This window comes from Rhodanobacter sp. UC4448_H15 (assembly GCF_052978265.1).
Map to the genome: position 1 here is coordinate 2,020,246 of NZ_CM129665.1, position 24,892 is coordinate 2,045,137.

The 24,892-nt window shown below is 66.5% G+C and carries 24 protein-coding genes; 16 read left to right on the forward strand and 8 right to left on the reverse strand.

Annotation, left to right across the window (positions count from 1 at the left end; all coding sequences use genetic code 11):
* Positions 1–30 precede the first annotated feature (30 nt).
* Positions 31–804: a pseudouridine synthase gene (locus ACVCMI_RS09045; RefSeq protein ID WP_447099460.1), complete on the forward strand. Its 774-nt coding sequence runs from the start codon at positions 31–33 to the stop codon at positions 802–804.
* Positions 805–843: 39 nt separating this feature from the next.
* Here the strand turns inward: ACVCMI_RS09045 and kbl are convergent, their stop codons facing one another.
* Together kbl and tdh are read right to left on the reverse strand one after the other, a co-directional pair.
* The gene (gene kbl / locus ACVCMI_RS09050) at positions 844–2,043 is read right to left on the reverse strand and encodes a glycine C-acetyltransferase (protein ID WP_395118093.1); all 1,200 of its coding nucleotides are present in this window, start codon (positions 2,041–2,043) and stop codon (positions 844–846) included.
* 47 nt (positions 2,044–2,090) lie between these two features.
* Positions 2,091–3,125 carry an L-threonine 3-dehydrogenase gene (tdh, locus tag ACVCMI_RS09055; RefSeq protein WP_447099065.1) on the reverse strand — a complete coding sequence of 345 codons (1,035 nt, stop codon included), beginning with the start codon at positions 3,123–3,125 and terminating at the stop codon, positions 2,091–2,093.
* A gap of 317 nt (positions 3,126–3,442) precedes the next feature.
* Between tdh and ACVCMI_RS09060 the strand changes: the two genes are divergently transcribed.
* The gene (locus ACVCMI_RS09060) at positions 3,443–5,605 is read left to right on the forward strand and encodes a S46 family peptidase (protein WP_447099064.1); all 2,163 of its coding nucleotides are present in this window, start codon (positions 3,443–3,445) and stop codon (positions 5,603–5,605) included.
* 134 nt (positions 5,606–5,739) lie between these two features.
* On the opposite strand, the gene map is transcribed toward ACVCMI_RS09060, so the two are convergent.
* Both map and ACVCMI_RS09070 read right to left on the reverse strand, forming a co-directional pair.
* Positions 5,740–6,507 carry a type I methionyl aminopeptidase gene (map, locus tag ACVCMI_RS09065; RefSeq protein ID WP_447099063.1) on the reverse strand — a complete coding sequence of 256 codons (768 nt, stop codon included), beginning with the start codon at positions 6,505–6,507 and terminating at the stop codon, positions 5,740–5,742.
* Positions 6,504–6,716, reverse strand: coding sequence for a ParD-like family protein (locus ACVCMI_RS09070; RefSeq protein WP_395121377.1), 213 nt, complete (start codon positions 6,714–6,716; stop codon positions 6,504–6,506). The genes map and ACVCMI_RS09070 overlap by 4 nt, the downstream gene beginning before the upstream one ends.
* A 202-nt stretch (positions 6,717–6,918) precedes the next feature.
* Here ACVCMI_RS09070 and miaA point away from each other — a divergent pair, with 202 nt between their 5' ends.
* The 6 genes from miaA to ACVCMI_RS09100 all read left to right on the forward strand — a co-directional run bounded on the left by miaA (position 6,919) and on the right by ACVCMI_RS09100 (position 13,138).
* The gene (miaA, locus tag ACVCMI_RS09075) at positions 6,919–7,887 is read left to right on the forward strand and encodes a tRNA (adenosine(37)-N6)-dimethylallyltransferase MiaA (protein WP_447099062.1); all 969 of its coding nucleotides are present in this window, start codon (positions 6,919–6,921) and stop codon (positions 7,885–7,887) included.
* A 132-nt stretch (positions 7,888–8,019) separates the two neighbouring features.
* Positions 8,020–8,304: an RNA chaperone Hfq gene (gene hfq, locus ACVCMI_RS09080; RefSeq protein WP_395118103.1), complete on the forward strand. Its 285-nt coding sequence runs from the start codon at positions 8,020–8,022 to the stop codon at positions 8,302–8,304.
* 57 nt (positions 8,305–8,361) lie between these two features.
* Positions 8,362–9,663: a ribosome rescue GTPase HflX gene (gene hflX / locus ACVCMI_RS09085; protein WP_447099061.1), complete on the forward strand. Its 1,302-nt coding sequence runs from the start codon at positions 8,362–8,364 to the stop codon at positions 9,661–9,663.
* Between the two features lie 167 nt (positions 9,664–9,830).
* Positions 9,831–10,901: an FtsH protease activity modulator HflK gene (hflK, locus tag ACVCMI_RS09090; protein WP_395118107.1), complete on the forward strand. Its 1,071-nt coding sequence runs from the start codon at positions 9,831–9,833 to the stop codon at positions 10,899–10,901.
* Complete coding sequence (hflC, locus tag ACVCMI_RS09095) at positions 10,898–11,767, forward strand: protease modulator HflC (protein ID WP_395118109.1); 870 nt, start codon at positions 10,898–10,900, stop codon at positions 11,765–11,767. The genes hflK and hflC overlap by 4 nt, the downstream gene beginning before the upstream one ends.
* A gap of 78 nt (positions 11,768–11,845) precedes the next feature.
* Positions 11,846–13,138: an adenylosuccinate synthase gene (locus ACVCMI_RS09100; protein WP_447099060.1), complete on the forward strand. Its 1,293-nt coding sequence runs from the start codon at positions 11,846–11,848 to the stop codon at positions 13,136–13,138.
* A 46-nt stretch (positions 13,139–13,184) separates the two neighbouring features.
* Here the strand turns inward: ACVCMI_RS09100 and smpB are convergent, their stop codons facing one another.
* Complete coding sequence (smpB, locus tag ACVCMI_RS09105) at positions 13,185–13,673, reverse strand: SsrA-binding protein SmpB (protein WP_395118114.1); 489 nt, start codon at positions 13,671–13,673, stop codon at positions 13,185–13,187.
* Between the two features lie 141 nt (positions 13,674–13,814).
* On the opposite strand from smpB, the gene ACVCMI_RS09110 reads away from it, so the two are divergent.
* Positions 13,815–14,246, forward strand: a complete 432-nt coding sequence (locus ACVCMI_RS09110; RefSeq protein ID WP_447099059.1) for a type II toxin-antitoxin system RatA family toxin — start codon at positions 13,815–13,817, stop codon at positions 14,244–14,246.
* Positions 14,239–14,520 (forward strand): RnfH family protein, encoded by a 282-nt coding sequence (locus ACVCMI_RS09115; RefSeq protein WP_395118118.1) that lies wholly within the window; start codon positions 14,239–14,241, stop codon positions 14,518–14,520. The genes ACVCMI_RS09110 and ACVCMI_RS09115 overlap by 8 nt, the downstream gene beginning before the upstream one ends.
* Before the next feature lie 24 nt (positions 14,521–14,544).
* Here the strand turns inward: ACVCMI_RS09115 and ACVCMI_RS09120 are convergent, their stop codons facing one another.
* Complete coding sequence (locus ACVCMI_RS09120) at positions 14,545–15,003, reverse strand: outer membrane protein assembly factor BamE (protein ID WP_447099058.1); 459 nt, start codon at positions 15,001–15,003, stop codon at positions 14,545–14,547.
* A 76-nt stretch (positions 15,004–15,079) separates the two neighbouring features.
* Here ACVCMI_RS09120 and fur point away from each other — a divergent pair, with 76 nt between their 5' ends.
* Positions 15,080–15,502: a ferric iron uptake transcriptional regulator gene (gene fur, locus ACVCMI_RS09125; protein WP_395118122.1), complete on the forward strand. Its 423-nt coding sequence runs from the start codon at positions 15,080–15,082 to the stop codon at positions 15,500–15,502.
* Between the two features lie 269 nt (positions 15,503–15,771).
* Here the strand turns inward: fur and ACVCMI_RS09130 are convergent, their stop codons facing one another.
* A complete protein-coding gene (locus ACVCMI_RS09130) occupies positions 15,772–17,370 on the reverse strand; it encodes an MASE1 domain-containing sensor histidine kinase (RefSeq protein WP_447099057.1) in 1,599 nt (532 codons plus the stop codon).
* A gap of 96 nt (positions 17,371–17,466) precedes the next feature.
* Between ACVCMI_RS09130 and ACVCMI_RS09135 the strand changes: the two genes are divergently transcribed.
* The gene (locus tag ACVCMI_RS09135) at positions 17,467–18,102 is read left to right on the forward strand and encodes a response regulator transcription factor (RefSeq protein WP_395118124.1); all 636 of its coding nucleotides are present in this window, start codon (positions 17,467–17,469) and stop codon (positions 18,100–18,102) included.
* Between the two features lie 12 nt (positions 18,103–18,114).
* Here the strand turns inward: ACVCMI_RS09135 and recN are convergent, their stop codons facing one another.
* Entirely contained in the window at positions 18,115–19,788 is a 1,674-nt protein-coding gene (recN, locus tag ACVCMI_RS09140; RefSeq protein ID WP_447099056.1) for a DNA repair protein RecN, read from the reverse strand.
* Positions 19,789–19,910: 122 nt separating this feature from the next.
* Here recN and hrcA point away from each other — a divergent pair, with 122 nt between their 5' ends.
* From hrcA to dnaJ, 4 genes are all read left to right on the forward strand, one after another.
* Complete coding sequence (hrcA, locus tag ACVCMI_RS09145; RefSeq protein ID WP_395118128.1) at positions 19,911–20,972, forward strand: heat-inducible transcriptional repressor HrcA; 1,062 nt, start codon at positions 19,911–19,913, stop codon at positions 20,970–20,972.
* Positions 20,973–21,053: 81 nt separating this feature from the next.
* Positions 21,054–21,587 carry a nucleotide exchange factor GrpE gene (gene grpE, locus ACVCMI_RS09150; RefSeq protein WP_395118130.1) on the forward strand — a complete coding sequence of 178 codons (534 nt, stop codon included), beginning with the start codon at positions 21,054–21,056 and terminating at the stop codon, positions 21,585–21,587.
* A gap of 98 nt (positions 21,588–21,685) precedes the next feature.
* Complete coding sequence (gene dnaK, locus ACVCMI_RS09155; RefSeq protein ID WP_447099055.1) at positions 21,686–23,602, forward strand: molecular chaperone DnaK; 1,917 nt, start codon at positions 21,686–21,688, stop codon at positions 23,600–23,602.
* A gap of 109 nt (positions 23,603–23,711) precedes the next feature.
* Positions 23,712–24,839: a molecular chaperone DnaJ gene (gene dnaJ, locus ACVCMI_RS09160; protein WP_395118134.1), complete on the forward strand. Its 1,128-nt coding sequence runs from the start codon at positions 23,712–23,714 to the stop codon at positions 24,837–24,839.
* The last annotated feature ends 53 nt before the right edge of the window (positions 24,840–24,892 follow it).

Consider the following 24,892-nt stretch of genomic DNA (forward strand, 5'->3'; position numbering starts at 1 on the left):
CCCCGCGGCCCCGACCTATACGCTTGCACGATGTCCCGTCCTTCTTCCTTCCACCCGGCGCGCGCGACCGGGCCGACTCCGCCGTCGCGCTACGGGCTTGCCCGCGTGCTGTCCAAACTGGGTGTGTGCTCGCGCAGTCAGGCCGAGCAGTGGATTCGTGCGGGCCGGGTCAGTGTGGGCGGGCGGGTCGTCCGCGACCCCCAGCATCCGACCCTGATCGACCGCCAGGGGATCGCCATCGACGGCGAAGCCGTGGGCCGGGCCACGCCTGTCCACGTGGCCTTCAACAAGCCGCGCGGCATCGTGGTCAGCGCGGCCGACGAGCATGGTCGCGCGACGGTCTACACCGCGCTGGCGGCCGCCGGGCTGCCCTGGCTGGGTCCGGTCGGCCGGTTGGACAAGGCCAGCGAAGGACTGTTGCTGCTGAGCAACGACACCCGTTGGGCGGCTGCCATCACCGACCCGCTGACGCATCTGGAGAAGACTTATCACGTCCAGGTCGCGGGGCTGCCGGATGCTGCGGTGCTGGCCGCGATGCTGGCGGGCGTCGAGGATGCCGGTGAACGCCTGAAGGCGCGCCGCGTCACGCTGCTGCGTGCGGGCGCAAAGAATGCATGGCTCGAAGTGGTGCTGGACGAAGGCCGCAACCGACATATTCGTCGGCTGCTGGCGGCGCTGGGTTTCGACGTGATGCGGCTGATCCGGGTGGCGATCGGCCCGCTTGCGCTTGGCGAACTGGCGAAGGGCCAGTGGCGCCGGCTGGAAGAGCACGAGGTGCGTTCGCTGGCGGCGAAGCGGCCGTGATGGCGGCGCGGCCAGGCTGCGGCCGCACCAGCCTCGGTGTCAGCGCGGAATCACGCCCAGGGTTTGCCCGACCTTGGTGAAGGCTGCAATCGCCTGGTCGAGGTGTTCGCGGGTGTGCGCCGCGCTCATCTGCGCGCGGATGCGTGCCTGCCCCTGCGGCACGACCGGATAGAAGAATCCGGTGACATAGATGCCTTCCGCCAGCAGCGCGGCAGCCATCGCCTGCGCTTTGGGCGCGTCGTGGATCATCACCGGCACGATCGGGTGCACGCCCGGCTTGATGTCGAAGCCGGCGGCCGTCATCCGTTCGCGAAAATAGCGGGTGTTCTCCTTCAGCCTGTCGCGCAGATCGCCGGCGCTGGCCAGCATGTCGAATACCCTGATCGCCGCGGCCACCACGTGCGGCGGCAGCGAGTTGGAGAACAGGTAAGGGCGCGAACGCTGGCGCAGCAGTTCGACCACTTCCCGCGGCCCGGTGGTGAAACCGCCGAGCGCGCCGCCGAGGGCCTTGCCCAGCGTACCGGTGAAAATGTCGATCTTGTCCATCACGCCGTGCAATTCAGCCGAGCCGCGGCCGGTATCGCCGAGAATACCGGTGCAATGGCATTCATCGATGTGCACCATGGCATCGTACTTTGCGGCCAGCGCGGTGATCTCGTCGAGTTTGGCGATGAAACCGTCCATCGAGAACGCGCCATCGGTGGTGATGAGCTTGGTCCGCGCGCCGGCCGCGTCGGCCGCCTGCAACTGCTTCTCCAGGTCGGCCATGTCGCTGTTGGCGTAACGGTAGCGGGTGGCCTTGCACAGCCGCACGCCGTCGATGATCGACGCGTGGTTCAGGGCGTCGGAGATCACCGCGTCTTCCTCACCCAGCAGCGGCTCGAACAGGCCGCCGTTGGCGTCGAAGCAGGCGGCGTACAGGATGGTGTCCTCGGTGCCGAAGAATTCGGCGATCTTCGCCTCCAGTTCCTTGTGCAGATCCTGGGTGCCGCAGATGAAGCGCACGCTTGCCATGCCGAAACCGTGGCTGTCGAGCGCATCCTTGGCCGCCTGGATCACCGCCGGATGATCGGCCAGGCCGAGGTAGTTGTTGGCGCAGAAGTTCAGCACCTTGCGGCCGCCTTCCAGCTCGATCTCGGCAGACTGCGGCGAGATGATGATGCGCTCGGCCTTGAACAGGCCGTACTCGCGGATGGCCGCCAGTTCGGTGGCGTAACGTGCTTTCGCGGATGGAGTCATGGAATCTCCGGGTGCAGAAGTGTGTGGCGTGGAGGTTGCGGCGGTGCTCAGTTCCAGGAGCAGACGACCTTGCCGCACTGGCCGGCATCCATCAGGTCGAAGCCCTTCTGGAAGTCGTCGATGTGGATCTGGTGGGTGAGCACCTTCTGCAGCGGGAAGCCGGTCAGCACCATCTGGGTCATCTTGTACCAGGTCTCGTACATGCGCCGGCCGTAGATGCCCTGCAGGGTGAGGCCCTTGAAGATCACCTTGTCCCAGTCGATGCCGGCCCCCTTTGGCTGGATGCCGAGCAGGGCGATCTTGCCGCCGTGGTACATGCAGTCGAGCATGTCGTTGAAGGCACGCGGGTTGCCGCTCATCTCCATGCCCACGTCGAAGCCTTCCATGTGCAGGTCCTTCATCGCGTCCTTGAGCGAGGCGTTGGTCACGTTCACCACGCGGGTGGCGCCCATGTCGGCAGCGAGCTTCAGGCGGAAATCGTTCACGTCGGTGACGACGACGTTGCGCGCGCCCACGTGCTTGGCGATGCCGGCGGCGATGATGCCGATCGGGCCGGCGCCGGTAATCAGCACGTCCTCGCCGATCAGGTCGAACTCCAGCGCGCAATGCGCGGCATTGCCGTACGGATCGAAGAACGCGGCCAGTTCGGACGGAATCTGGTCAGGGATCGGCCACAGGTTGGATGCCGGCATGGCCATGTATTCGGCGAACGCGCCGTTGCGGTTCACGCCGATGCCCACCGTATTGGGACACAAGTGCTGGCGACCGGCGCGGCAATTGCGGCAGTGGCCGCAGACGATGTGGCCCTCGGCCGAGACGCGGTCGCCAACCTTGTAGCCGGTGACGCCCGGGCCGATCTCGACGATGCGGCCGACGAACTCGTGGCCGATGGTAAGACCCGGCTTGATGACGCGCTGGCTCCATTCGTCCCACTTGTAGATATGCAGATCCGTACCGCAGATCGCGGTTTTCTCGATCTTGATCAGCACCTCGTTGGGGCCGACCTCGGGCATCGGCACCTCTTCCATCCAGATGCCCTGTTCGGGCTTGCGCTTGACCAGGGCTTTCATTGTCTGCGGCATGGGAAATCCATCGGCTGGCCCGCGATGCGGGCGGTTAAACGTCAATTATAGAGCGCGGCGGCGCGTGACCGCTGTCCGTGCGAATTTTCCGGGTCGTGTGCGGTGCCTGGCGGCGCAAGTCACTGCGATGGCGCGGAAGGGACTTCGATGCGCTGGAAGCACCTGCGATCGCCTGCCCGGACGAGTATGCGTGCGCGCTGAATGTCGCAGGCATGACTTGCGGCATATGCCGCACTCGCCCGGCTCGGGCATAAGTCGAAAGTTATTGCGCCACTTTCGCCTGCTTCCCGGGGCCGGCTTTCACCAGGAGATTCCCTTTGCGCCGTCTATTGCTTGCTGCCGCCGTATCCGTCGGCTTCATCTCGTCCGCCCATGCCGTCGAAGGCATGTGGCAGCCCGCCCAGCTTCCCGGTATCGCCGCCACGCTGCAGCAGCACGGCCTGAAACTCGATCCGAAAACGCTGACCGACCTCACCGCCTACCCGATGGGCGCGATCGTCAGCCTGGGCGGCTGCACCGCCTCGTTCGTCTCCCCCGAGGGTCTGGTGGTGAGCAACCACCACTGCGTCTACGGCGCGCTGCAGCTGAACTCCACGCCGGAAAACAACCTGATCGAGAAGGGCTTCCTGGCGAAGACCCAGGCGGACGAGCTCTCCGCCGGCCCGTCCGCGCGGATCTTCGTCACCGAGGAAATCCGCGACGTCACGAAAGAGATCACCGCCAAGCTCACCGACGCGATGAGCGGCGCCGAGCGCTACAAGGCGATCGAGCTGGCGATCAAGGAGCAGGTCAAGGCGTGCGAGAGCGAAGGCTACCGCTGCGACGTCTACACCTTCCACGGCGGTTACAGCTATCAGCTGATCAGGCAACTGGAAATCAAGGACGTGCGCCTGGTCTACGCGCCGCCGGAATCCATCGGCAAGTTCGGCGGTGACGTCGACAACTGGATGTGGCCTCGCCACACCGGCGACTTCGGCTACCTGCGCGCCTATGTCTCGAAGGACGGCAAGTCCGCCGCCTTCTCGAAGGACAACGTGCCGTACCGGCCCAGGCATGTGCTCAAGGTGAACCCGCAGGGCGTGGAAGCCGGCGACTACGTGATGGTGGTCGGCTACCCGGGCCGCACCAACCGCTACCGTCTCGCCGACGAAGTGCAGAGCGCGATCGACTGGACGTACCCGACCCAGATCAAGGTGTACGAGGACACGCTGGACATCATCAACACCGCCGGCAAGGCCAATCCCGATGTGGCGGTGAAGTACGCCAGCATGGTCGCCGGTCTCAACAACTACCTGAAGAACTTCGGCGGCCAGCTCGAAGGCCTGCATCGTGCCGACGCGGTCACGGTGAAGCGCGCGCAGGAAGCGCAGCTGGAGGCCTGGCTGAAGCAGCAGGGCGGCGCCGATAACACCGCGCTGGCGGCCGATATCGGCAAGCTGCGCCAGCAGATCGCCGCCGACCGGGCCAATCGCGAACGCGACCTGGCCATCGGTCTGGTCAGCCGCGCCCAGCTGTTCGGCACCGCGGTGCGCCTGACCCACCTGGCGAAGGAGCGCCCGAAGGCCGATCTCGACCGCGACGCCGGCTACCAGCAGCGCGACTGGGTGCGCATCGAGGGCGGCCTGAAGCAGATGGATCGCCGCTACGACCCGGGCGTCGACCAGCAGTTCATGGTCTACGGCCTCAAGCGCTACGTGGCCTTGCCGCAGGCGCAGCGCCTGCCGGCGCTGGACAAGTGGCTCGATGGTGCAAGCACCGAGGCGGCGATCAAGGCGAAGGTTGCCGCGCTGTACGCCGGCAGCAAGCTCGGCAACGTCGACGAGCGCATGAAGTGGTTCGGCGCCGACAGCAAGGCGATCGACGCCAGCTCCGACAGCATGCTCAGGCTCGCTCGCGCGGTGCAGCCGCAGCTGAAGGCGCTGGAGGACGAATCCGATGCCCGCGCCGGCGAGATGAGCAAGCTGCGCCCGCGCTACATGCAGGCGATGATCGCGTGGAAGGACTCGCAGAAGCTGCCGGTCTACCCGGACGCGAACAGCTCGCTGCGCGTCACCTTCGGCAACGTGCAGGGCGTGGCGCCGCGTGATGGCGTGAGCTACGCGCCGTTCACCACCGCGCAGGGCATCGTCGAGAAGGACACCGGCATCGAGCCGTTCAACTCGCCCAAGGCCGAGCTGGTCGCGATCAAGGCCAAGGCGTTCGACAGCTATGCCTCGCCGAAGCTGGGCACGCTGCCGGTCAACTTCCTCGCCGACCTTGACATCACCGGCGGCAACTCCGGTTCGCCGGCGATGGACGCGAACGGCCAGCTGGTCGGCCTGGCGTTCGACGGCAACTGGGAGTCGGTCAGCGGCGACTGGCTGTTCAACCCGCAGCTCAACCGCTCGATCCAGGTCGACGTGCGCTACATGCTGTGGGTGATGCACCACCTCGACCACGCCGACAACCTGCTGAAGGAAATGGGCGTGCCGGCGAAGTAAGCCGCACATTCGTGCATGCATCAGGGCCCGCGTCATCGGCGCGGGCCCTTCCGTTTTCCGTGCGGCGAACCCGGTCATGCGCGGGGCCGCGCCAAACCCGGAGCGGCAGACGCCGGCATGGCAGGCGGCTTGATTCAGCCGGCCGGTCTTTCCTCGGGGCGCAGCGTCAGGACCCGCACGCCGTTTCGCGTCACCGCCACCGTATGCTCGAACTGTGCCGACCATTTTCCGTCCCGAGTGACGACCGTCCAGCCGTCATCCTCGGTCCGCACGGTCCGGCGGCCCTGGTTGAGCATCGGCTCGATGGTGAACACCATGCCCTCCCGCAATACCAGACCGGTTTGCGGCCTTCCCCAATGCAACACCTGCGGCGGTTCGTGCATTTCACGGCCGATTCCGTGCCCGCAATACTCCCTCACCACCGAGTAGCCATTCCGTCGGGCGTGATGCTCGATGGCATGGCCCACATCGCCGAGCCGGGCACCCGGGCGGACAGCCCTGATCCCCTTCCACATGGCTTCATGCGCCACCTGCACGAGTCGCTTGGCCGCTGGCGTCACATCGCCGACGAGGTAGGTCTTGCTGGAGTCGGCGATGAATCCATTTTTTTCCAGCGTGATGTCGAAATTCACGATGTCTCCGTCTCGCAGGATTTCCGACGGAGACGGGACACCGTGACAGACGACGTCGTTGCGTGAGGAGTTCAGTGCATGGGCATAGCCGTACTGCCCCTTGCTCGCCGGACGCGCAACGAGTTCGTCCACGATGTAGCTTTCGACCAGGTCGTTCACCTGCATGGTCGACATGCCGGCCAGGCTCAACTGGTCCACGTAGCCGAATACATCGGCCAATAGCCTGCCCGACTCGGCCATCAGCGCGACTTCTTCCGGTCGCTTGGTCATGCGGCACCGGGTGCGAGCGGCCGTGCCTCGACACCGGCGGCGTGGAGTTCCCGCATGAGAACCTCCTGGAAAGTCAGCGTGGGGCTCATTTCACACAACATGCCGACCTTGATCCAGAAGGCCGCCTGCGCGTTGATGGATCGGCACGTCACTGCGCTCGCCCTGCGAATCTGACTGTGCAGATCGTCGTCGATGTTCACGATACCCATAAAACGTTCCATATATGTTTCGTATATGGATGATATATTTTGGGGGTATGGCTGGGCAAGCGGCGGATGTCATGGCTCATGGTGGCGACGGCACACCCTTGGCATCATGTCTGCGCACTTTTCCACCTCGTGGGGTGAGTGCCGTCGGCCGCGAGGCCGCTGGCGGTGCGGGCAGGGCGGTGCTCTCGTCTAAACTGCCGCGATGCCCGTTGATTCCCGCCCCCTGGCCATCTTCCTGATGGGCCCCACCGCCTCCGGCAAGACCGCGCTGGCATGCGCGCTGAGCGAGCGGTTTCCGCTGGATCTGGTCAGTGTCGATTCGGCGCTGGTCTACCGCGGCATGGACATCGGCACGGCAAAACCCGACCCGGCGACGCTGGCGCGCCATCCGCATGCGCTGGTCGACATCCGCGATCCCGGCCAGCCGTATTCGGCGGCGGATTTCCGCGCCGATGCGCTGCCGGTGATGCAGCGGATCAGCGCGCAGGGCAGAGTGCCGCTGCTGGTCGGCGGTACCGGGCTGTACTTCCGTGCGTTGCAGCAGGGGCTGTCCGACCTGCCGGAAGCCGACCCGGCCACCCGTGCGCGGCTGGCTGCCGAGGCGCAACAGCTCGGCTGGCCGGCCTTGCATGCGCGGTTGGCGGCCCTCGATCCGGCCGCCGCCGGCCGGATCGGCTGCAACGACGTGCAGCGCCTGCAGCGTGCGCTGGAAGTGATCGAACTGACCGGCCGGCCGCTATCCGAATTGCAGCGCGGCGGGACGGCGGCGCGCTTTCCGTGGCGCGTGCTCAAGCTGGCGCTGCTGCCGACCGACCGGCGCGTGCTGCACGAGCGCATCGCCCGGCGTTTCGACACGATGCTGGCGGAGGGCTTTCTGGACGAGGTGCGCGCACTGCGGGCGCGCGGCGACCTGCACGCCGACCTGCCGGCGATCCGCGCGGTCGGCTACCGGCAGGCGTGGGAACACCTCGATGGCCAGACCGATGCGGCCACGTTCCGCGACCGCGCCATCTACGCCACCCGCCAGTTGGCCAAGCGCCAGATCACCTGGCTGCGCAGCGACACCGGCATCCGGATCGTCGAGCCGGATCGGCCCGATCTCGGCGAGCGGGTGCGCGCGGCGGTGGGCCTGTTTGTCGACGGCCCGGCCGGGGTCATGCCACCAGCGTGACCCAGTCCACCGTCGTGGAGCAAAAATCTTCTTTCATCAAGCATTTGAAAGCAGTTAACATCCGATCTTGTTGGGCCGGGGCGCCAGCGGCGTCTTTTCTCCGGTCTGGTCGTGGCAAGGGGAGAACAAGAAATGTCCAAGGGGCAATCGTTGCAAGATCCGTTTCTCAATGCGTTGCGGCGCGAGCGTGTGCCGGTGGCCATCTACCTGGTCAACGGCATCAAGTTGCAGGGCACGGTCGAGTCGTTCGACCAGTTCGTGGTGCTCCTGCGCAACCAGGTCAGCCAGATGGTGTACAAGCACGCCATTTCCACCGTGGTTCCGAGTCGCAACGTGCGCATCGGCAATGGTCACGATGGCCACGAAGGCCACGATCACCAGGCCGATACTTCGGCAACCGTCGAAGCGGGCACTTGATTGCGCGTGGGGTGATCCACATGAAGGGAGACTGTCCCCGCAGGATGCTGCCCCACCGTGTTTGACCGGCAAAAGAGAGGCGACCGCGCCGTCCTTGTACTTCCGCATTCGCGCGGCGAAGGCGATGCCGTGCGCCGCGCGGAGGAATTCGCCGAACTGGCCAAGTCGGCCGGTGCCGAGGTGTTGGCAACCATCGCCGCGCGCGTCGACGACGTCAATCCGCGTTACTACATCGGCAGTGGCAAGGCCGAGGAAGTCGCCGAGGCATCCCGTGCGCTGGAAGCCGACCTGGTGCTGGTCGACCACGTGCTCACTCCGGTGCAGGAGCGCAATCTGGAGAAACACCTCGGCGTGCGCGTGGTCGACCGTGCCGGTCTGATCCTGGACATCTTCGCCCAGCGCGCACGGTCCCACGAAGGCAAGCTGGAAGTGGAGCTGGCCCAGTTGAAGCACTTGGCCACGCGACTGGTGCGCGGCTGGACCCATCTGGACGCCCAGCGCGGTGGTGCCATCGGCAACCGCGGTCCCGGCGAAACCCAGCTCGAAACCGACCGTCGTTTGCTGGCGGTGCGGGTGAAGATGCTCACCAAGCGGCTGGAAAAAGTGCAGACCCAGCGTGGTCAGCAACGCCGTTCGCGCTTGCGCAACACCGTGCCGCGGGTGGCGCTGGTCGGTTACACGAACGCCGGCAAATCCACCCTGTTCAACGCCTTGACCCGCGGCTCGGTCTACGCCGCCGATCAGTTGTTCGCCACGCTCGACCCCACGGTGCGCAAGATCGAGGACCTGGCCTGCGGCCCGGCGGTGATCGCCGACACCGTGGGCTTCATCCGCGAACTGCCGCATGACCTGGTCGCCGCGTTCCGCGCCACCCTGGCCGAGGCCCGCGACGCGGACCTGCTTCTCCACGTCGGTGACGCTGCCGACGAGGAGCGCGTGCGCCTGCATCGGGTGGTCGATGCCGTGCTGGAGGACATCGACGCCGGCGACGTCCCGCAGTTGCAGGTGATGAACAAGATCGACCTGGCCGGTACCGAGCCGCGGATCGAGCGCGACGCAACCGGCAAGCCGGTGCGGGTATGGCTGTCGGCCGCCACCGGCGCCGGCGTCGACCTGCTGCGCCAGGCGCTGGGCGAATTGCTTGGCGGCGACCGCGTGCAGTCGCCGCTGCATCTGCCCTTGTCCGCCGGGCGGCTGCATGCGCGCCTGAAGGCGGCCGGGGCGATCAGTGCCGAGCACGTGGACGAACACGGCTGGCAGCTGCGCATCGACGCGCCGCGCAGCGTGATAGCGCCGCTCAGCGGTGGTGAGGGCGCCGAGGCAGTGCTGTTGCGGGAACTGTTGAGTGCGGCCGGTTGATCGGCCGCGCCCGGACGGTTTCGGCTGCCTCTGCTAGAATACGCAGCGTTTGCGTCGGCCATGGCGGCATCGATGGTCCAGTGGTCACCTCGCCGTGTGCGAGGTGGAAGAAAGGCATGTTCCGGCCGTCGTTGCCGGCCTCCCGACGGCTTCAAGGAGACTGACTCGTGGCGTGGAATGAACCCGGAAAGAACGGGCAGAGCGATCCGTGGAACCGCAAGCGTCCTTCCGGCAAGTCGCCGCTGGACGACCTGCTGGCAAAGCTGAAGAACCGTGGCGGGAAGTTCGGCCAGGGCTCCGGCGGCATCCTCACCGGCGTGCTGGTGCTGATCGTGGTGGGCCTGCTGTTCAGCAGCTACACGATCATCGGCGCGCGCCAGCAGGGCGTGGTGCTGCGCTTCGGCCAGTACTCGCGCACCTTGCCGCCCGGCTTCCACCTGAAGTTTCCGCAGCCGATCGAATCGGTCACCAAGGTCGAGGCCACGCGTATCCGCTCGGTCACCGACAAGGTGGCCATGCTGACCCGCGACGAGAACATCATCACGATCGACTTCACCGTGCAGTACCAGGTGGATGATTCGCGCAAGTACCTGTTCTCGCTGACCGATCCGGACGGCACCATCAGTGCCGCCGCCGAAGCCGCCGTGCGCGGCGTGATCGGCGGCAGCGACATGGACCAGGTCCTGTCGGCGGCCGGTGCCAACCTGGTCACCCAGGCGCAGCAGGCGTTGCAGCGGACGCTGGACGTCTACGATTCGGGCTTGCGCGTCACCGAGGTGAGCTTCCAGAACGTGGCGCCACCCGATGAGGTGAAGGACGCCTTCGACGACGTCAACAACGCGCGCGAAGACAAGCAGAGCATCGAGAACGCCGCGCTGGCCTATTCCAGCAAGGTCGTGCCGGTGGCGCGCGGCGAAGCGGCCCGCATCGCCGCGGAAGCGGCTGGCTACAAGGCCGAGCGCGTCGCCCGCGCCGAAGGCGACACCGATCGCTTCAACCTGTTGCTGGCGCAGTACAAGGCAGCGCCCGAAGTGACCCGCAAGCGGTTGTGGCTGGAGACCATGGAAGAGGTGATGGCACACAACACCAAGATCGTCGACGACGCCAGCGGTCGCAACATCATCAACCTGCCCTCGACGCCGGGCGCCGCATCCCAGGCGGGGACGACCCAGGTCGGCGCGATCGTGCCGCCCCCCGCAACGGCAAGCAGTGCGAGCGACAAGGGAGCACAGCCATGAACCGCATCGTTGCCGCATTCGTTGCCGTCGTGGTGATCCTGCTCGGCTTGAGCAGCATGTTCGTGGTGAGCGAAGGCCACAGCGCATTGGTCCTGCAATTCGGTCGCATCGTGCACACGGACTACCAGCCGGGCCTGCATTTCAAGCTGCCCGTGCTGCAGCAGGTGATTCATTTCGACAAGCGCATCCTGTCGCTCGACGCGCCGCCCGAGCGCTACTTCACCTCCGAGAAGAAGAGCGTCAACGTCGATTTTTACGTCAAGTGGCGCATCGCCGACAACGCGGCCTATTACCGCGCCACCGGCGGCGACCAGCTGCAGGCCGCGCAGCGGCTCACCCCCATCGTCAAGGACGCGCTGCGGTTCGAGTTCAATGCACGCACCTTGCCCGACCTGATCTCCGGCGGGCGCAAGGACATCACCGAGCGGGTGCGTGCTCAGACCGATCTTTCGGCGCGCAAGAACCTGGGCATTGCGGTGGTCGACGTGCGCATCAAGCGCATCGACCTGCCCAACGAGGTCAGCGAATCGGTGTACAAGCGGATGCGTGCCGAGCGCCTGCAACTGGCCAATGAACTGCGTTACACGGGCCAGGAAGCGGCGACCCGGATCAAGGCCGACGCGGATCGCCAGGCGCAGGTGCTGGAAGCCGATGCCAACCGGGATGCCGCCAAGGTGAAAGGCGAGGGCGATGCCGAAGCCGCCGCGATCTATGCGCGTGCCTACAGCAAGGACCCGGAGTTCTACGCGTTCTATCGCAGCCTGGCGGCCTATCGTGCGTCGATGGAAACCGGCAACGGCGTGCTCATCCTCAAGCCTGATTCGCCGTTCCTGCATTACTTCGACGACCCCGCACCGCGGAAGTAGGCCGCATCGACCCGCGCAGCGGGCGTTTACCCAGGCAGCCCCGTGGCGGGGCGGCAAACTAACGAAACGAGAGTTCACATGGGCAAGTCAGTCGTAATCCTGGGCGCGCAGTGGGGCGACGAGGGCAAGGGCAAGATCGTCGACCTGCTGACCGAGCGGGTCAGCGCGGTGGTGCGCTTCCAGGGCGGCCACAACGCCGGCCACACGCTGGTGATCAAGGGCAAGAAGACCGTGCTGCACCTGATTCCCTCGGGCATCCTGCGCGAAGACGCGCTGTGCCTGATCGGCAACGGGGTGGTGCTGTCGCCCGAGGCGCTGATCAACGAGATCAGCGAATTGGAAGCCAACGGCGTCGAAGTGCGCTCCCGCGTCAAGATCAGCCCGGCGACACCGCTGATCATGCCGTACCACATCGCCGTCGACAAAGCTCGTGAAATCGCCGCCGGCGGCAAGGCCATCGGCACCACCGGCCGTGGCATCGGTCCGGCCTACGAGGACAAGGTTGCCCGCCGTTCGATCCGCGTTGCCGACTTGATGTACCCGCACGAATTGCCCGCGTTGCTCAAGACCGCGGTGGACTACCACAACTTCATCCTTACCCAGTGGCTGAAAGCCGAGCCGGTCGATTACGACACCGTGCTGAAAGATGCGCTGGCCTGGGGCGAGTACATCCGCCCGCTGGTCGACGACGTCGCCACCATCCTGCACGACGTGCGCAAGGGCGGCGGCAACATCCTGTACGAGGGCGCGCAGGGCGCGCTGCTGGACATCGACCACGGCACCTACCCGTACGTCACCTCCAGCAACACCACCGTCGGCGGCGCGCTGGCCGGCACCGGCGTGGGTACGCAGGACATCGACTACGTGCTGGGCATCTGCAAGGCCTACGCCACCCGCGTCGGCAGCGGTCCGTTCCCGACCGAACTCAATGACGAGATGGGCGAGCTGCTGCGCAAGAAGGGCAACGAGTTCGGCGCCAGCACGGGCCGTCCGCGCCGCTGCGGCTGGATCGACCTGGTCGCGCTCAAGCGCGCCACCCAGATCAACGGCATCAACGGCCTGGCGATCACCAAGCTCGACGTGCTCGACGGCCTGTCCACCATCAAGGTCTGCATTGCCTACGAATACCGGGGCAAGCGCCGCGAGCTGGCGCCGCTGGATGCGGACGGCTGGGACGAGTGCAAGCCCGTCTACCTGGAATTTCCCGGCTGGGAAGAATCCACCGCCGGTATCCGCGACTGGAACAAGCTGCCGCCCGCCGCCCGCGCCTACCTGCGCGCCGTCGAGGAACTGTCCGGTTGCCGCCTGGCGCTGGTCGCAACCGGTGCGGACCGGGAAGACACCATCGTGCTGGATGACCCGTTCGCCTGAGGTCCGTACGCCCCGCCGCGCACTGGCGCAAGGCGGGGTTCGCTGATCAGGCGCGGTTGTGCGAGCGCATGGTGCGCTGCTTCTCGATCTGCCAATCGCGTTGCTTCTCGGTCTCGCGCTTGTCGTGCTCCTGCTTGCCGCGGGCCAAGCCGATCTCGACCTTGACCTTGTTGCCTTTCCAGTACATCGCCGTGGGCACCAGGGTGTGGCCCTTGCGTTCGACCGCACCGACCAGCTGGTCGATCTCCTTGCGGTGGAGCAGCAGCTTGCGGGTGCGCCGATCCTCGGCGATGACGTGCGTCGACGCGCTGATCAGCGGCGGGATCGAGCAGCCGACCAGGAACACCTCGTTCCTGAGGACCACCGCATAACTGTCGCCGAAATTGATGCGGCCGGCACGCAGTGCCTTCAGCTCCCAGCCTTGCAGGGCAACGCCGGCCTCGAAGCGCTGGTCGATGTGATATTCGAAGCGCGCGCGCTTGTTCAGCGCGATGGTGCCGCCGCCCTTGGTGTCCTTGTCCTTGCTCTTGGCCATGTCCGCTAAACTTCGGGCCACTGGGCGGCCGCATTGCCCGCCGCCCCATCGGGGCGACGCATTTGTCGAGATGGCGCCTCGGGGCGGGCGCTCACTTGATCTTCGCATTCATGGATGAATGCACAAGCCCGAGAGGTTGTCGTGATCGAAATACGTCGCAGCGCGTTGGTGAAGTACTCGCCGGCGCAGATGTTCGAACTGGTCAATGAGGTGGAAGCATACCCAAAGCGCTTCGCCTGGTGTGCGGACGCCGAAGTGCTGGAGCGCGGCGACAACGTGGTGGTGGCCAGGCTGGATCTCAAGTTTGCCGGGTTCAGCCAGAGCTTCACCACGCGCAACGTGCTCGACGCGCCGCGGCGCCTGGAGATGAACCTGGTCGAAGGACCATTTCGCAGCCTGCATGGCGTGTGGGACTTCACCGCGCTGGGTGATGCCGGCAGCAAGGTCGCCTTTGCGCTTGATTTCGATTACGCGGGCAGGCTCGGCGGTGCCGCCTTGCGGCTCGGCTTCCAGGGGCTGGCCGGGCGCATGGTGGATGACTTCTGCCGCGAAGCGGAGCGCCTCCATGGTTGAGCCGTCGATCGGCATCGAGGTGGTGTTTGCCGATGGCGATTCGGTGGTGGTGCGTCGTCGCGTGCAGGTCGCCGACGGTTGCACGGTGGCCGAGGCGGTCACCGCCAGCGGCATCGCGTCGTCGCTGCCGGCAGGTGCCATCGATCCGGCCCGGCTGGGCATCTTCGGACACAAGGTCGTTGCCGGGCAGCGCGTGCGCGACGGTGACCGCATCGAGATCTGCCGACCGCTGACACTCGACCCGATGGAGGCGCGGCGCCGGCGTTCGCGCTGAAACCTTGCCGTCCGCGCGCCAGCCTCAATGGCTGCCGTCGGTCCCCTGGCCCAGGCCGCCGTCGTTCTTCTTGTCATCCGGTGACTGGCTCTTGTCGCCCTGGGTTTCGTTCGCCGGATAACCCGAGTTGTACTTGCGGCTTTCCCTGATCAGCTGCTGCGGGTCGCGGGCGAAGAAGTCGCCTTCGGTGTGCACCAGGGTGTCGTTGTTGAAGGTCAGCTTGAACGTGCGCACCTTGGGCTTGCCGCCGCGGCGGGACTGGGTGGACACGTAGTCCCAGCGGCTGTTGTCGAACGGCGTGCGCACCGATGGCGTGCCGAGCAGCAGAAGGACCTGGTGCTTCGTCATCCCCGGTTTGAGCTGATCCACCATCTTTTCGTCCAGCAGATTGCCTTGCTGCACGTCCGGCGTGTACGCGATGTGGCAACCGGCGACGGCAAGTGCCAGCAGCGCAACAACCGGCAGGATGATCAGCTTTTGCATGCGTGTTGCGTCCAGGGTCGTGAAGGTGTCGGATGATACACTACCGGCTCGGGCTCGCCGTGCGTGGAGAGAGGCTATGGAACAGGAAACCAGAGAGCTGCGTCGGGTCGGTCTCAAGGTGACCCATCCGCGCATGCGCATCCTGCAGGTGTTCGACGACGAGAGCGAACGCCACTTGACGGCCGAGGACGTGTACAAGCACCTGCTGGCCCAGAAGGAGGACATCGGGTTGGCGACCGTGTATCGGGTGCTGACCCAGTTCGAGGCGGCGGGGATCATCGTCAAGCACAATTTCGAAGGCGGCCAGGCAGTCTACGAACTCGATCGCGGCAAACACCACGACCACATGATTGACGTGGACAGCGGCAAGGTGATCGAGTTCATCAGCGAGGAGATCGAGCGCCTGCAGCACGAGATCGCCGCCAAGCACGGCTACGTGATCGAGGATCACAGCCTGGTGCTCTACGTGCGCCCGAAACAGCGCGCCCGCAAGGATTGAAGCCGGGCGCCCGACGCCTCGTTCGTATTCGTCATGCCACGAAAAAAACCGCAGGTGGACTCCTGTCCGCCTACGGTTGATGCCTTGCCGGTCGGATGGCGCGCGGTGCGCGCGCGTATCCATCCGGCAGCGGCGAAACGGCATCCTGCCGTTTTCTCAGAATCACCGTCCCCACGGTGACCCTGATCCGCCATCTCACGACGGCGGTTCCCCCACATCGATGACGACATCCTAACGATGTCTTCACGTTGCGCATATCGGAAAAATTCCTAGTCCAGGCGACTGCGTTCGGTGCCGCTTTTGTTGCCTCGCAGCAAAATACGCAGGTGCACGCCAGGGTGGTCGGTGCGCAGGCGGAACTGTCCGCCCAGCGAGGTCACCCGGTCGCGCATGCCCTGCAGGCCCCGCCCGCCGCGCGGGAGGCGATGGGGCAGGCCGGTACCGTCATCACGCAGATCGAGCAGGGCGACGGCGATGCCGTTGCGTTCGCCGATGCGCAGCCGCAGGCGGAATTCACTGGCGCAGGCGTGCTTGACGGTGTTGGTGGCGCTTTCCTGAGCCAGCCGGTAGATCGCCGTGCGGGTGTCATCGTCGAGCAATCGCGGGTCGCCGTGGAGTTCCACGTGGTAGCGCATGCCGGCACTGGTCAGCAGGTCGCGGATCGGGCCTTCATCCAGCGCGCGCAGCAGGCCGAACTCGTCCAGGATCGCCGGGCGCAGGTCGTCCAGCAGGCGATGCAGAGCGCGGCGCATGTGGGCGAGGATGGTGTTGATCGAGATGCTCACGTCGTCCATCCCGACCTCGTGCAAACGCGCCTGGGCCAGTTTCACGTGGGTCTGGATCGCGGTGATGTTCTGGCCCAGTTCGTCATGCAGTTCGGCCGCAAGATGCCGCCGCTGGTTCTCGTCGGCCTGCAGGTTGCCGCGTGCGGCGTCACGCAGTTGTTGGGCCAGATGATCCAGGCGGCGATTGACGGCCCCGAGGTAGACGTTCTGCTCCGCCACCCGTTCGCTGCTGCGCCGCAGGGCGTCGGTGGCCGAACCGAGCATCAGCGCGCCGGTGCCTGCCACGGCCAGGAACAGGTAGGCGGCGGCGGTCGAGGGCGTGTGGCCCAGGTGCACGTCCACCAGGGTCATGCCCAGACTGGTGATCAGCATGGCGAGGCTGGCGCCGCGCCAGCCATGGCGGAAGGCGAAAAACAGCACCGGCGCCAGCGACAGCACCCGCGCGAACTGCGGCTGCGGCGCGGCGCGCTCGGACAGCACCAGCAGGATGGCCATGGATGGTGCCAGCACCAGCAGCACGTCCGTCAGCAGGCGCATCACCGAGGCACGCTCCAGCCGCGTGTGCAGCAGCATGATCAACACCGGCGCCACCAGCAGGATGGCCAGATAGTGGCTGAGCAATTCCTCGGCGATGACGCGGATCATCAACTCTGGCGTTTCCGACCAGTTGGTGAATGCGAGCAGCGCGGCGTCCGCGGCGGTCGTGACCGTGACCACCAGCACCACCGAAAGCAGCAGCCGGGTCACGTCCTGCGGGCTGTGCAGGCTGGGATGCAGGTGCAGCCGGCGCAGCAGCCACATGCAGGCCATCATCACCAGGAATGCCGGCAGCACGTCTGCCAGCACGCCGCTGATGTGCAGCGGTGATCCATGCCACCAGGCGGCGCCGGCGCAGGCGAGCAGTTCCGCGGCGAGCAACCAGCCCCAGTGGCGCAACGGTACCAGCAGAAGTGCGGTGAAACGCAGGCCGTAGGGCAGCATCCAGTAGGGTTGTGCCGTGGCGCCGAGCAGCAGCCACAGCACCAGATAACCTGCGCCGATGAGCGGCCCGGAATCGGGCAGGAGAGATGGCTTGAATCGCATCCGGCGATGGTACATGCGCCGTGCGCGGGGTGGCGTGCCGGGGTACTTGGCCTGGCGTGCTGTCCCGGGCGCGCCTTCCTGTGTCAGAGTAGGAAGATGTACAGCATCGTTCTGGTTGACGACCACGCCATCGTTCGAGAGGGCTTCAAGCGCCTGATCGAGCTGGAATCGGACCTGGAAGTGGTTGCCGAATGCCGCAACGGCGACGACGCGGTAGAGGCGGTCGGCCACTGGCGCCCGGACCTGGTGGCGCTGGATCTTTCCTTGCCCGACGGCAGCGGTTTGCCGTTGATCGAGCATCTGCTCAGCGTGCATGCGGCCACTCGCGTGGTCGTGTTGAGCATGCATGATGGCGACGCTTACGTTTCCGAGGCGTTGCGCCGCGGGGCCAGCGGGTTCGTCACCAAGGGCGTCGCGCCGGAGGAACTGGTGGCGGGCCTGCGCGCCGTGATGCAGGGCGAGTGCTTCCTCAGCTCGGACCTGCGCCAGCGCCGCACCGAGCGCCCCAACGACGCGCTCGATCCGGTCAACCGGCTGACCGCCCGCGAGCGCGAAGTGTTCCTGTTGCTGGCCGGGGGGCGCACGCCCAAGCAGGTCGCTGCCGACCTCGGCATTGGCCAGAAAACCGTGTACATCCACCGTGCCAGCCTGATGGGCAAGCTCGGCGCCGGATCGGAACTGGACCTCTATCGCATGGCGACCGAGCGCGGCCTGCTGTCGACGACGGTCTGAGGACAGCCGCCTTCAGGTCGCCTGCGCGCGCTCCAGCATCTGCCTGGCGTGAGCCCGGGTCTCGCGGGTGATTTCCACGCCGCCGAGCATGCGAGCCAGCTCGTCGCGCCGGCCTGCGGCGTCCAGTTGTTCGATCCGCGTGCGGGTGGTGTCGCCGTCGCTCTGCTTGCTCACCCGCAAGTGGGCGTGACCTTGCGCGGCGACCTGCGGCAGGTGGGTCACGCAGAGCACCTGGCGACGGCTTCCCAGCGCACGCAGTTTCTGGCCGACCACCTCGGCGACCGCGCCGCCGATGCCGCTGTCGACCTCATCGAAGACCATGCTGCCGATCGAATCCTTGCCCAACGTAGCCACTTCGATGGCCAGACTGATGCGCGCAAGTTCGCCGCCGGAGGCGACCTTGCGCAGCGGCCGCGGTGGCTGGCCAGGATTGGCGCTGACCAGCAGCTCGCAGCGCTCCCGGCCCTGGGCGTCGGGTTCGTCGCCGGGCGTCGGCACCAGCTCGACGCGCAGTACGCCACCGGCCATGCCGAGTTCGCCCATCAGCGCACTGACTTCCTCGCCGAGCTTCGTCGCGGCAGCCATGCGCGATTGACCCAGCAGGTCCGCCGCGCGGGAGTATTCCTGTTGCAGGCGCTGAAGCTGACCGCTCAACTGTTCCAGTGCGTCGCCGGCGCCTTCGAGTTCGGCGTGCTCGGCGCGCAGCGCCAGCAGCCTCTCGTGCAGGGCTTCCGGCGGCAGCCGGTGGCGGCGCGAGAGCGCGTGCAGATGGCTCAGCTGCTGGTCGAGCGCGGCGTAGCCGGCCGGATCGAGGTCGACGTCTTGCGCATAGCGGCCCAAGCCGTCGGCGGCTTCGCCCAACTGGATACCGGCGTTGTCGAGCAGCTCCAGCCAGGGTGTCAGCCGGTCGTCCAGGGCCGCGAGCTTGCCCAGCTCGGCATGCGCTCGACCCAGTGCCCGGCGCAGGGCGAACTCGCCCTCGCCATCGAGCAGTTCCACCACGCCGGCGCTGCCTTCCGCCAGGCGGTCGGCGTTGGCCAGGCGCTTGTGGTTGGCCTCCAGTTCGGCCAGTTCGGTGGGTGGCAGCGCCCATTGCTCCAGTTCCGCCAATTCATGGCGCAGCAGCTCCAGCCGAAGTTCGTGATCCTCGCCGCCACTGAGCTTGTGCATGCGCTGGTTCAACTCGCGCCACTGCTCCGCCTGGCGGCGCACCTGGGCGATCAAGTCATCGTGGCCCGCATAAGCGTCGAGCAAGGCCAGCTGATGGGCCCGCGAGAGCAGCGCCTGGTGTTCATGCTGGCCGTGGATCTCGACCAGCAAGGCGGCCAGCTCTCCGAGCTGGCGCGTGTTGGCGGGGCGGCCGTTGATCCAGGCGCGGGAGCTGCCTTCGGCACGCAACACTCGCCGCAACTGGCAGTTGCCGTCTTCGTCGAGTTCCTCTCGGCGCAACCATGCCTGCGCGTCGGGCAGTCCGGTCAAATCGAACTCCGCGGCCAACTCGGCGCGGTCGCTGTCCGCGCGGATCATGCCGCTGTCGGCGCGTGCGCCGGTCAGCAGCATCAACGCGTCGACCAGCAGCGACTTGCCGGCGCCGGTCTCGCCGCTGACCACGGTCAGGCCGGGGCCGAAAGACACCTCGGCGGCCTCGACGACGGCAAAATGGCGGACATAGAGCGAAGTGAGCATGGGCAGTTCGGCATTGGAATGGGAGAATTGTAGCGGGAGCCCGGGTGGGCAAAACACCGCATTCGCTTGCAAGCCGCGCGTGCAGACCTTATTTCTGTCGGGTCTCAGGAACTGCTACGGACATGATCCTTCCACACGGCCATGACCTCGATGCCCGCACGCGGCGCCTGCTGCGCGCGCTGATCTCCCAGTATCTGGTCGACGGCGAGCCGGTGGGGTCGCGCACGCTGGCGCGCTCCTCGGGGCTGGACGTCAGTCCGGCGACGATCCGCAACATCATGGCCGACCTGGAAGACGCCGGCCTGGTCGCTTCGCCGCACACCTCGTCAGGCCGCGTACCCACGCCGCGCGGCCTGCGCCTGTTCGTGGACAGCCTGATCGAGTTGCAGCCCTTGCCGCGCGCCGAGCTGGCGCGCTTGCAGAGCGAACTGCCACCGGGGCCTGCCACCACGCGCGACCTGCTCGGCAACGTGTCGACTTTGCTCTCGGCGATGACCCGCTTTGCCGGCGTGGTGACGGTGCCGCGCCAGGCCGACTTCCCGCTGCGCCACATCGACTTCGTGGCCCTGCCCGATGCGCGGGTGCTGGTGATCCTGGTGTTTACCGACAACCAGGTGCAGAACCGCATCGTGCAACTGCTCAAGCCGTTGCCCGCCGGTGAGCTGGAGCGGGCGGCCAATTATCTCAACACCCACTTCGCCGGGCTGCGCGTGGACGATATCCGCGCCCACCTGCTGGCCGAGGTACGCGAAACCGGCAGCGAGCTCAACCGGCTGCTGGCCAGTACGGTGGAGCTGGCCACGGCCTCGTTCGCGCCGCAGGCCAGCGATGCCGACATGCTGGTCAGCGGGCAGACCAACCTGATGGCCTGCGCCGAGCTGGCCGACCTGCAGCGGCTGCGCGACCTGTTCGACGCGTTCCAGCAGAAGAACGAGCTGCTCCAGCTGATGGAAGTCTGCGCGAAGGCGCCGGGGGTACGGCTGTTCATCGGCGAGGAGTCGGGCTTCGCGGCACTGGATGGTTGCAGCGTGGTCACGGCCAGCTATGGCGCGCAGGGGCGAATGCTCGGCGCGGTCGGCGTGATCGGACCCACGCGCATGGCCTACGAGCGGGTGATTCCGGTCGTGCAGGCCACGGCCGGATTGCTGAGCGACGCCTTGAATCGGGTCGCGGTGACCCTATAACCGGCAGCAGAGGCGGGATTTCTGGTTGATTTGGATGGCGGGCCACGGTGCCGGCCGCGAACTTTTTGTTGGGAGTGACGCATGCACGACAACGACACCCAGGCGCATGACGAGGCCATGGACCCCGGGTCGGCACCAGCCGTCGACGGCGACCAGTTCGCCAAGCTGCAGGCCCGCGTGGCCGAACTGGAGGCGATCAACGCCGAGCTGCAGGAAACGGTCTTGCGCGAGAAGGCGGAGATCGAGAACCAGCGTCGGCGCCTGCATCGGGACCTGGAGCAGGCCCGGCGGTTTGCCAACGAGAAACTGCTGAACGAATTGCTGCCGGTATACGACGGACTGGAGAGCGGCCTGGCAGCCGAGGGCGGCGACGTCGCCTCGATACGCGAGGGCCTCGGTCTCACCCTGAAAGCGCTGCTCAAGGTCGCCGGGAACCACGGCATGGCGCAGGTCGATCCGATCGGCCAGCCGCTCGATCCCGAGCGCCACCATGCGGTGAGCATGGTCGCGGCCCCCGGCCAGGCGCCGGGCACCGTGGTCAGCGTGCTGCAGAAAGGCTACGTGCTGAACGATCGCCTGCTGCGTCCGGCGCTGGTCGCCGTGGCGAAGGACTGAGCGCATCGCACGCCGCCGTCGGCATTGAATCGCTGCGGCAGAACCCCATCTGGAAACCATCGCGGCCGCCGGGCCGCCAATAGATTCGGAGCATGAACATGGGCAAGATCATCGGCATCGACCTGGGCACCACGAACTCCTGCGTGTCCGTGATGGACGGCAGCACGACCAAGGTCATCGAGAACTCGGAAGGCGATCGCACCACGCCCTCCATCGTCGCCTTCACCAAGGACGGCGAGGTGCTGGTCGGTGCCTCGGCCAAGCGCCAGAGCGTGACCAACCCGAAGAACACCTTCTACGCGGTGAAGCGCCTGATCGGTCGCAAGTTCAACGACGCCGAGGTGCAGAAGGACCTGAACATCGTGCCGTTCGGCATCGTGGCGCACGACAACGGCGACGCCTGGGTGCAGACCTCCGACGGCAAGAAGATGGCGCCGCAGGAAATCTCCGCCAAGGTGCTGATGAAGATGAAGAAGACTGCCGAGGACTACCTCGGCGAGACGATCACCGAGGCGGTGATCACGGTGCCTGCCTACTTCAACGACAGCCAGCGCCAGGCGACCAAGGACGCCGGCCGGATCGCCGGCCTGGAAGTGAAGCGCATCATCAACGAGCCGACCGCGGCCGCGCTGGCCTATGGCTTGGACAAGAAGGGCGGCGACCGCAAGATCGTGGTCTATGACCTCGGCGGCGGCACCTTCGACGTGTCGATCATCGAGATCGCCGAAGTCGACGGCGAGAAGCAGTTCGAGGTGCTGGCCACCAACGGCGACACCTTCCTCGGTGGCGAAGACTTCGACATGCGCGTCATCGACTACCTGGTCGAGGAGTTCCAGAAGGAGCAGGGCATCGACCTGCGCAAGGACCCGCTGGCGCTGCAGCGCCTGAAGGATGCGGCCGAGCGCGCCAAGATCGAGCTGTCCTCCAACCACCAGACCGACGTGAACCTGCCGTACGTGACGGCCGACGCGTCCGGCCCGAAGCACCTCAACATCAAGCTGACCCGGGCCAAGCTCGAGGCGCTGGTGGAGGATCTGGTCAAGCGCACCATCGAGCCGTGCCGCACCGCGCTGAATGACGCCGGCCTGCGCGTGTCCGACATCAACGACGTGATCCTGGTCGGCGGCCAGACCCGCATGCCCAAGGTGCAGGAGGCAGTGAAGGACTTCTTCGGCAAGGAGCCGCGCAAGGACGTCAACCCGGACGAGGCCGTCGCCGTGGGCGCGGCGATCCAGGGCGGCGTGCTGGGTGGTTCGGTCAAGGACGTGCTGCTGCTCGACGTGACCCCGCTGTCGCTGGGCATCGAGACCATGGGCGGCGTGATGACCAAGCTGATCGAGAAGAACACCACCGTGCCGACCAAGGCGGCGCAGACCTTCTCCACCGCCGACGACAACCAGACCGCGGTGACCGTGCACGTGCTGCAGGGCGAGCGCGAGCGCGCCAGCGCGAACAAGTCGCTGGGCAAGTTCGACCTGCAGGGCATCGAGCCGGCGCCGCGCGGCATGCCGCAGATCGAGGTCACCTTCGACATCGACGCCAACGGCATCCTGCATGTGTCGGCCAAGGACAAGAAGACCGGCAAGGAACAGAAGATCGAGATCAAGGCCGGCTCGGGCCTGTCCGACGAGGAAATCCAGCGCATGGTCGCCGATGCCGAGGCGAACAAGGAAGAGGACAAGAAGTTCCACGAGCTGGTCGCCACCCGCAACAAGGCCGACCAACTGGTGCATGCCACCCGCAGCGCGCTGAAGGAACACGGCGGCAAGGTGCCGGCCGACCAGCTGTCCACGATCGAAGGCGCGTTGTCGGATCTGGAAAAGGCCAAGGATGGTGACGACAAGGCGGCGATCGAGGCCAAGGTCGAGAAGCTGGAACAGGTGGCCCAGGCGCTCTACGCCGCGGCGCAGGGCGGTCCGGCCGATGCCGGCGCGCAGTCCGCGCCGGGCGGCTCGGCGCAGCCGGACGACGTGGTCGATGCCGAGTTCACCGAAGTGAAAGACGACAAGAAGTAAGCGGCATCGTCATCGGCACTGCCCGATGGCCAGCCCGCGCCAGGAACGTTCCTGGCGCGGGCGGTTTTGCGGATGGTGCCATGGGGCGGACGAGCATGTGGATGCATGAATGAGCAAGCGTGATTACTACGAAGTGCTGGGTGTGGAACGCACCGTCACCGAAGTCGAACTGAAGAAGTCCTTCCGTCGGCTGGCCATGAAGTACCACCCGGATCGTTGCCCCGACGACCCGACCGCGCAGGACAAGTTCAAGGAGGCCAAGGAGGCCTACGAAGTGCTGTCCGACGAGCGCAAGCGTGCCTTGTACGACCAGCACGGCCACGCGGCGTTCGAAGGCGGCATGGGCGGCCGCGGCGGCGCCGGGTTCGGCGACGTGGGCGACATCTTCGGCGACATCTTCGGCGACATCTTCGGCAGGAATGGCGGTGGCCGCGGCCGGCCGCGCCGCGGCTCGGACCTGCGCTACATCATGGATCTCGACCTCGAGGAAGCCGTGTTCGGCGTCAGCAAGCAGATCGAGATCCCCACCCAGGTCAATTGCCATCACTGCAACGGCAGCGGTTCGGCCGACGGCAAGGTAGCCAAGTGCGCGACCTGCCATGGCCACGGCCAGGTGCGCATGCAGAACGGCATCTTCTCGATCCAGCAGGCTTGCCCGCATTGCGGCGGCACCGGCCAGGCAATCGAGAATCCCTGCCGCAAGTGCCACGGCGAGGGACGCATCGAGGAGACCCGCACGCTGTCCGTGCAGATCCCCGAGGGCGTCGACAACGGTGACCGCATTCGCCTGAGCGGGCAGGGCGAGGCCGGCCCGTCCGGCACGCCTGCCGGCGACCTCTACGTGGAAGTGCGCGTGCGCGAGCATGCGATCTTCCAGCGCGACGGCAGCGACCTGTATTGCGAACTGCCGATCCGCTTTTCGCAGGCTGCGCTGGGCGCCCAGTTGCCGGTGCCGACGCTGGAGGGCGAAGTCCCGATAAGCATTCCGCCGGAGACGCAGACCGGCGCGCAGTTCCGCCTGCGCGGCCGCGGCGTCAAGTCGGTGCGCAGCAGCCGCCACGGCGACCTGATTTGTCGGGTGGTGGTGGAAACGCCGGTGCGCCTGACGCGCCAGCAACGCGAGCTGCTGGAGTCGCTGGAGGCCACGTTCAGCGGCAGCGACGCCGACAAGCACACGCCGCGCGCCAAGGGCTGGGTCGACGGCGTGAAGAAATTCTGGTCCCGCGTGACCGCCTGAGGCGAAGCGGGCCTGCGGCCGCCACCCCGCGGCCGGGCTGCGCGGTTAGCATG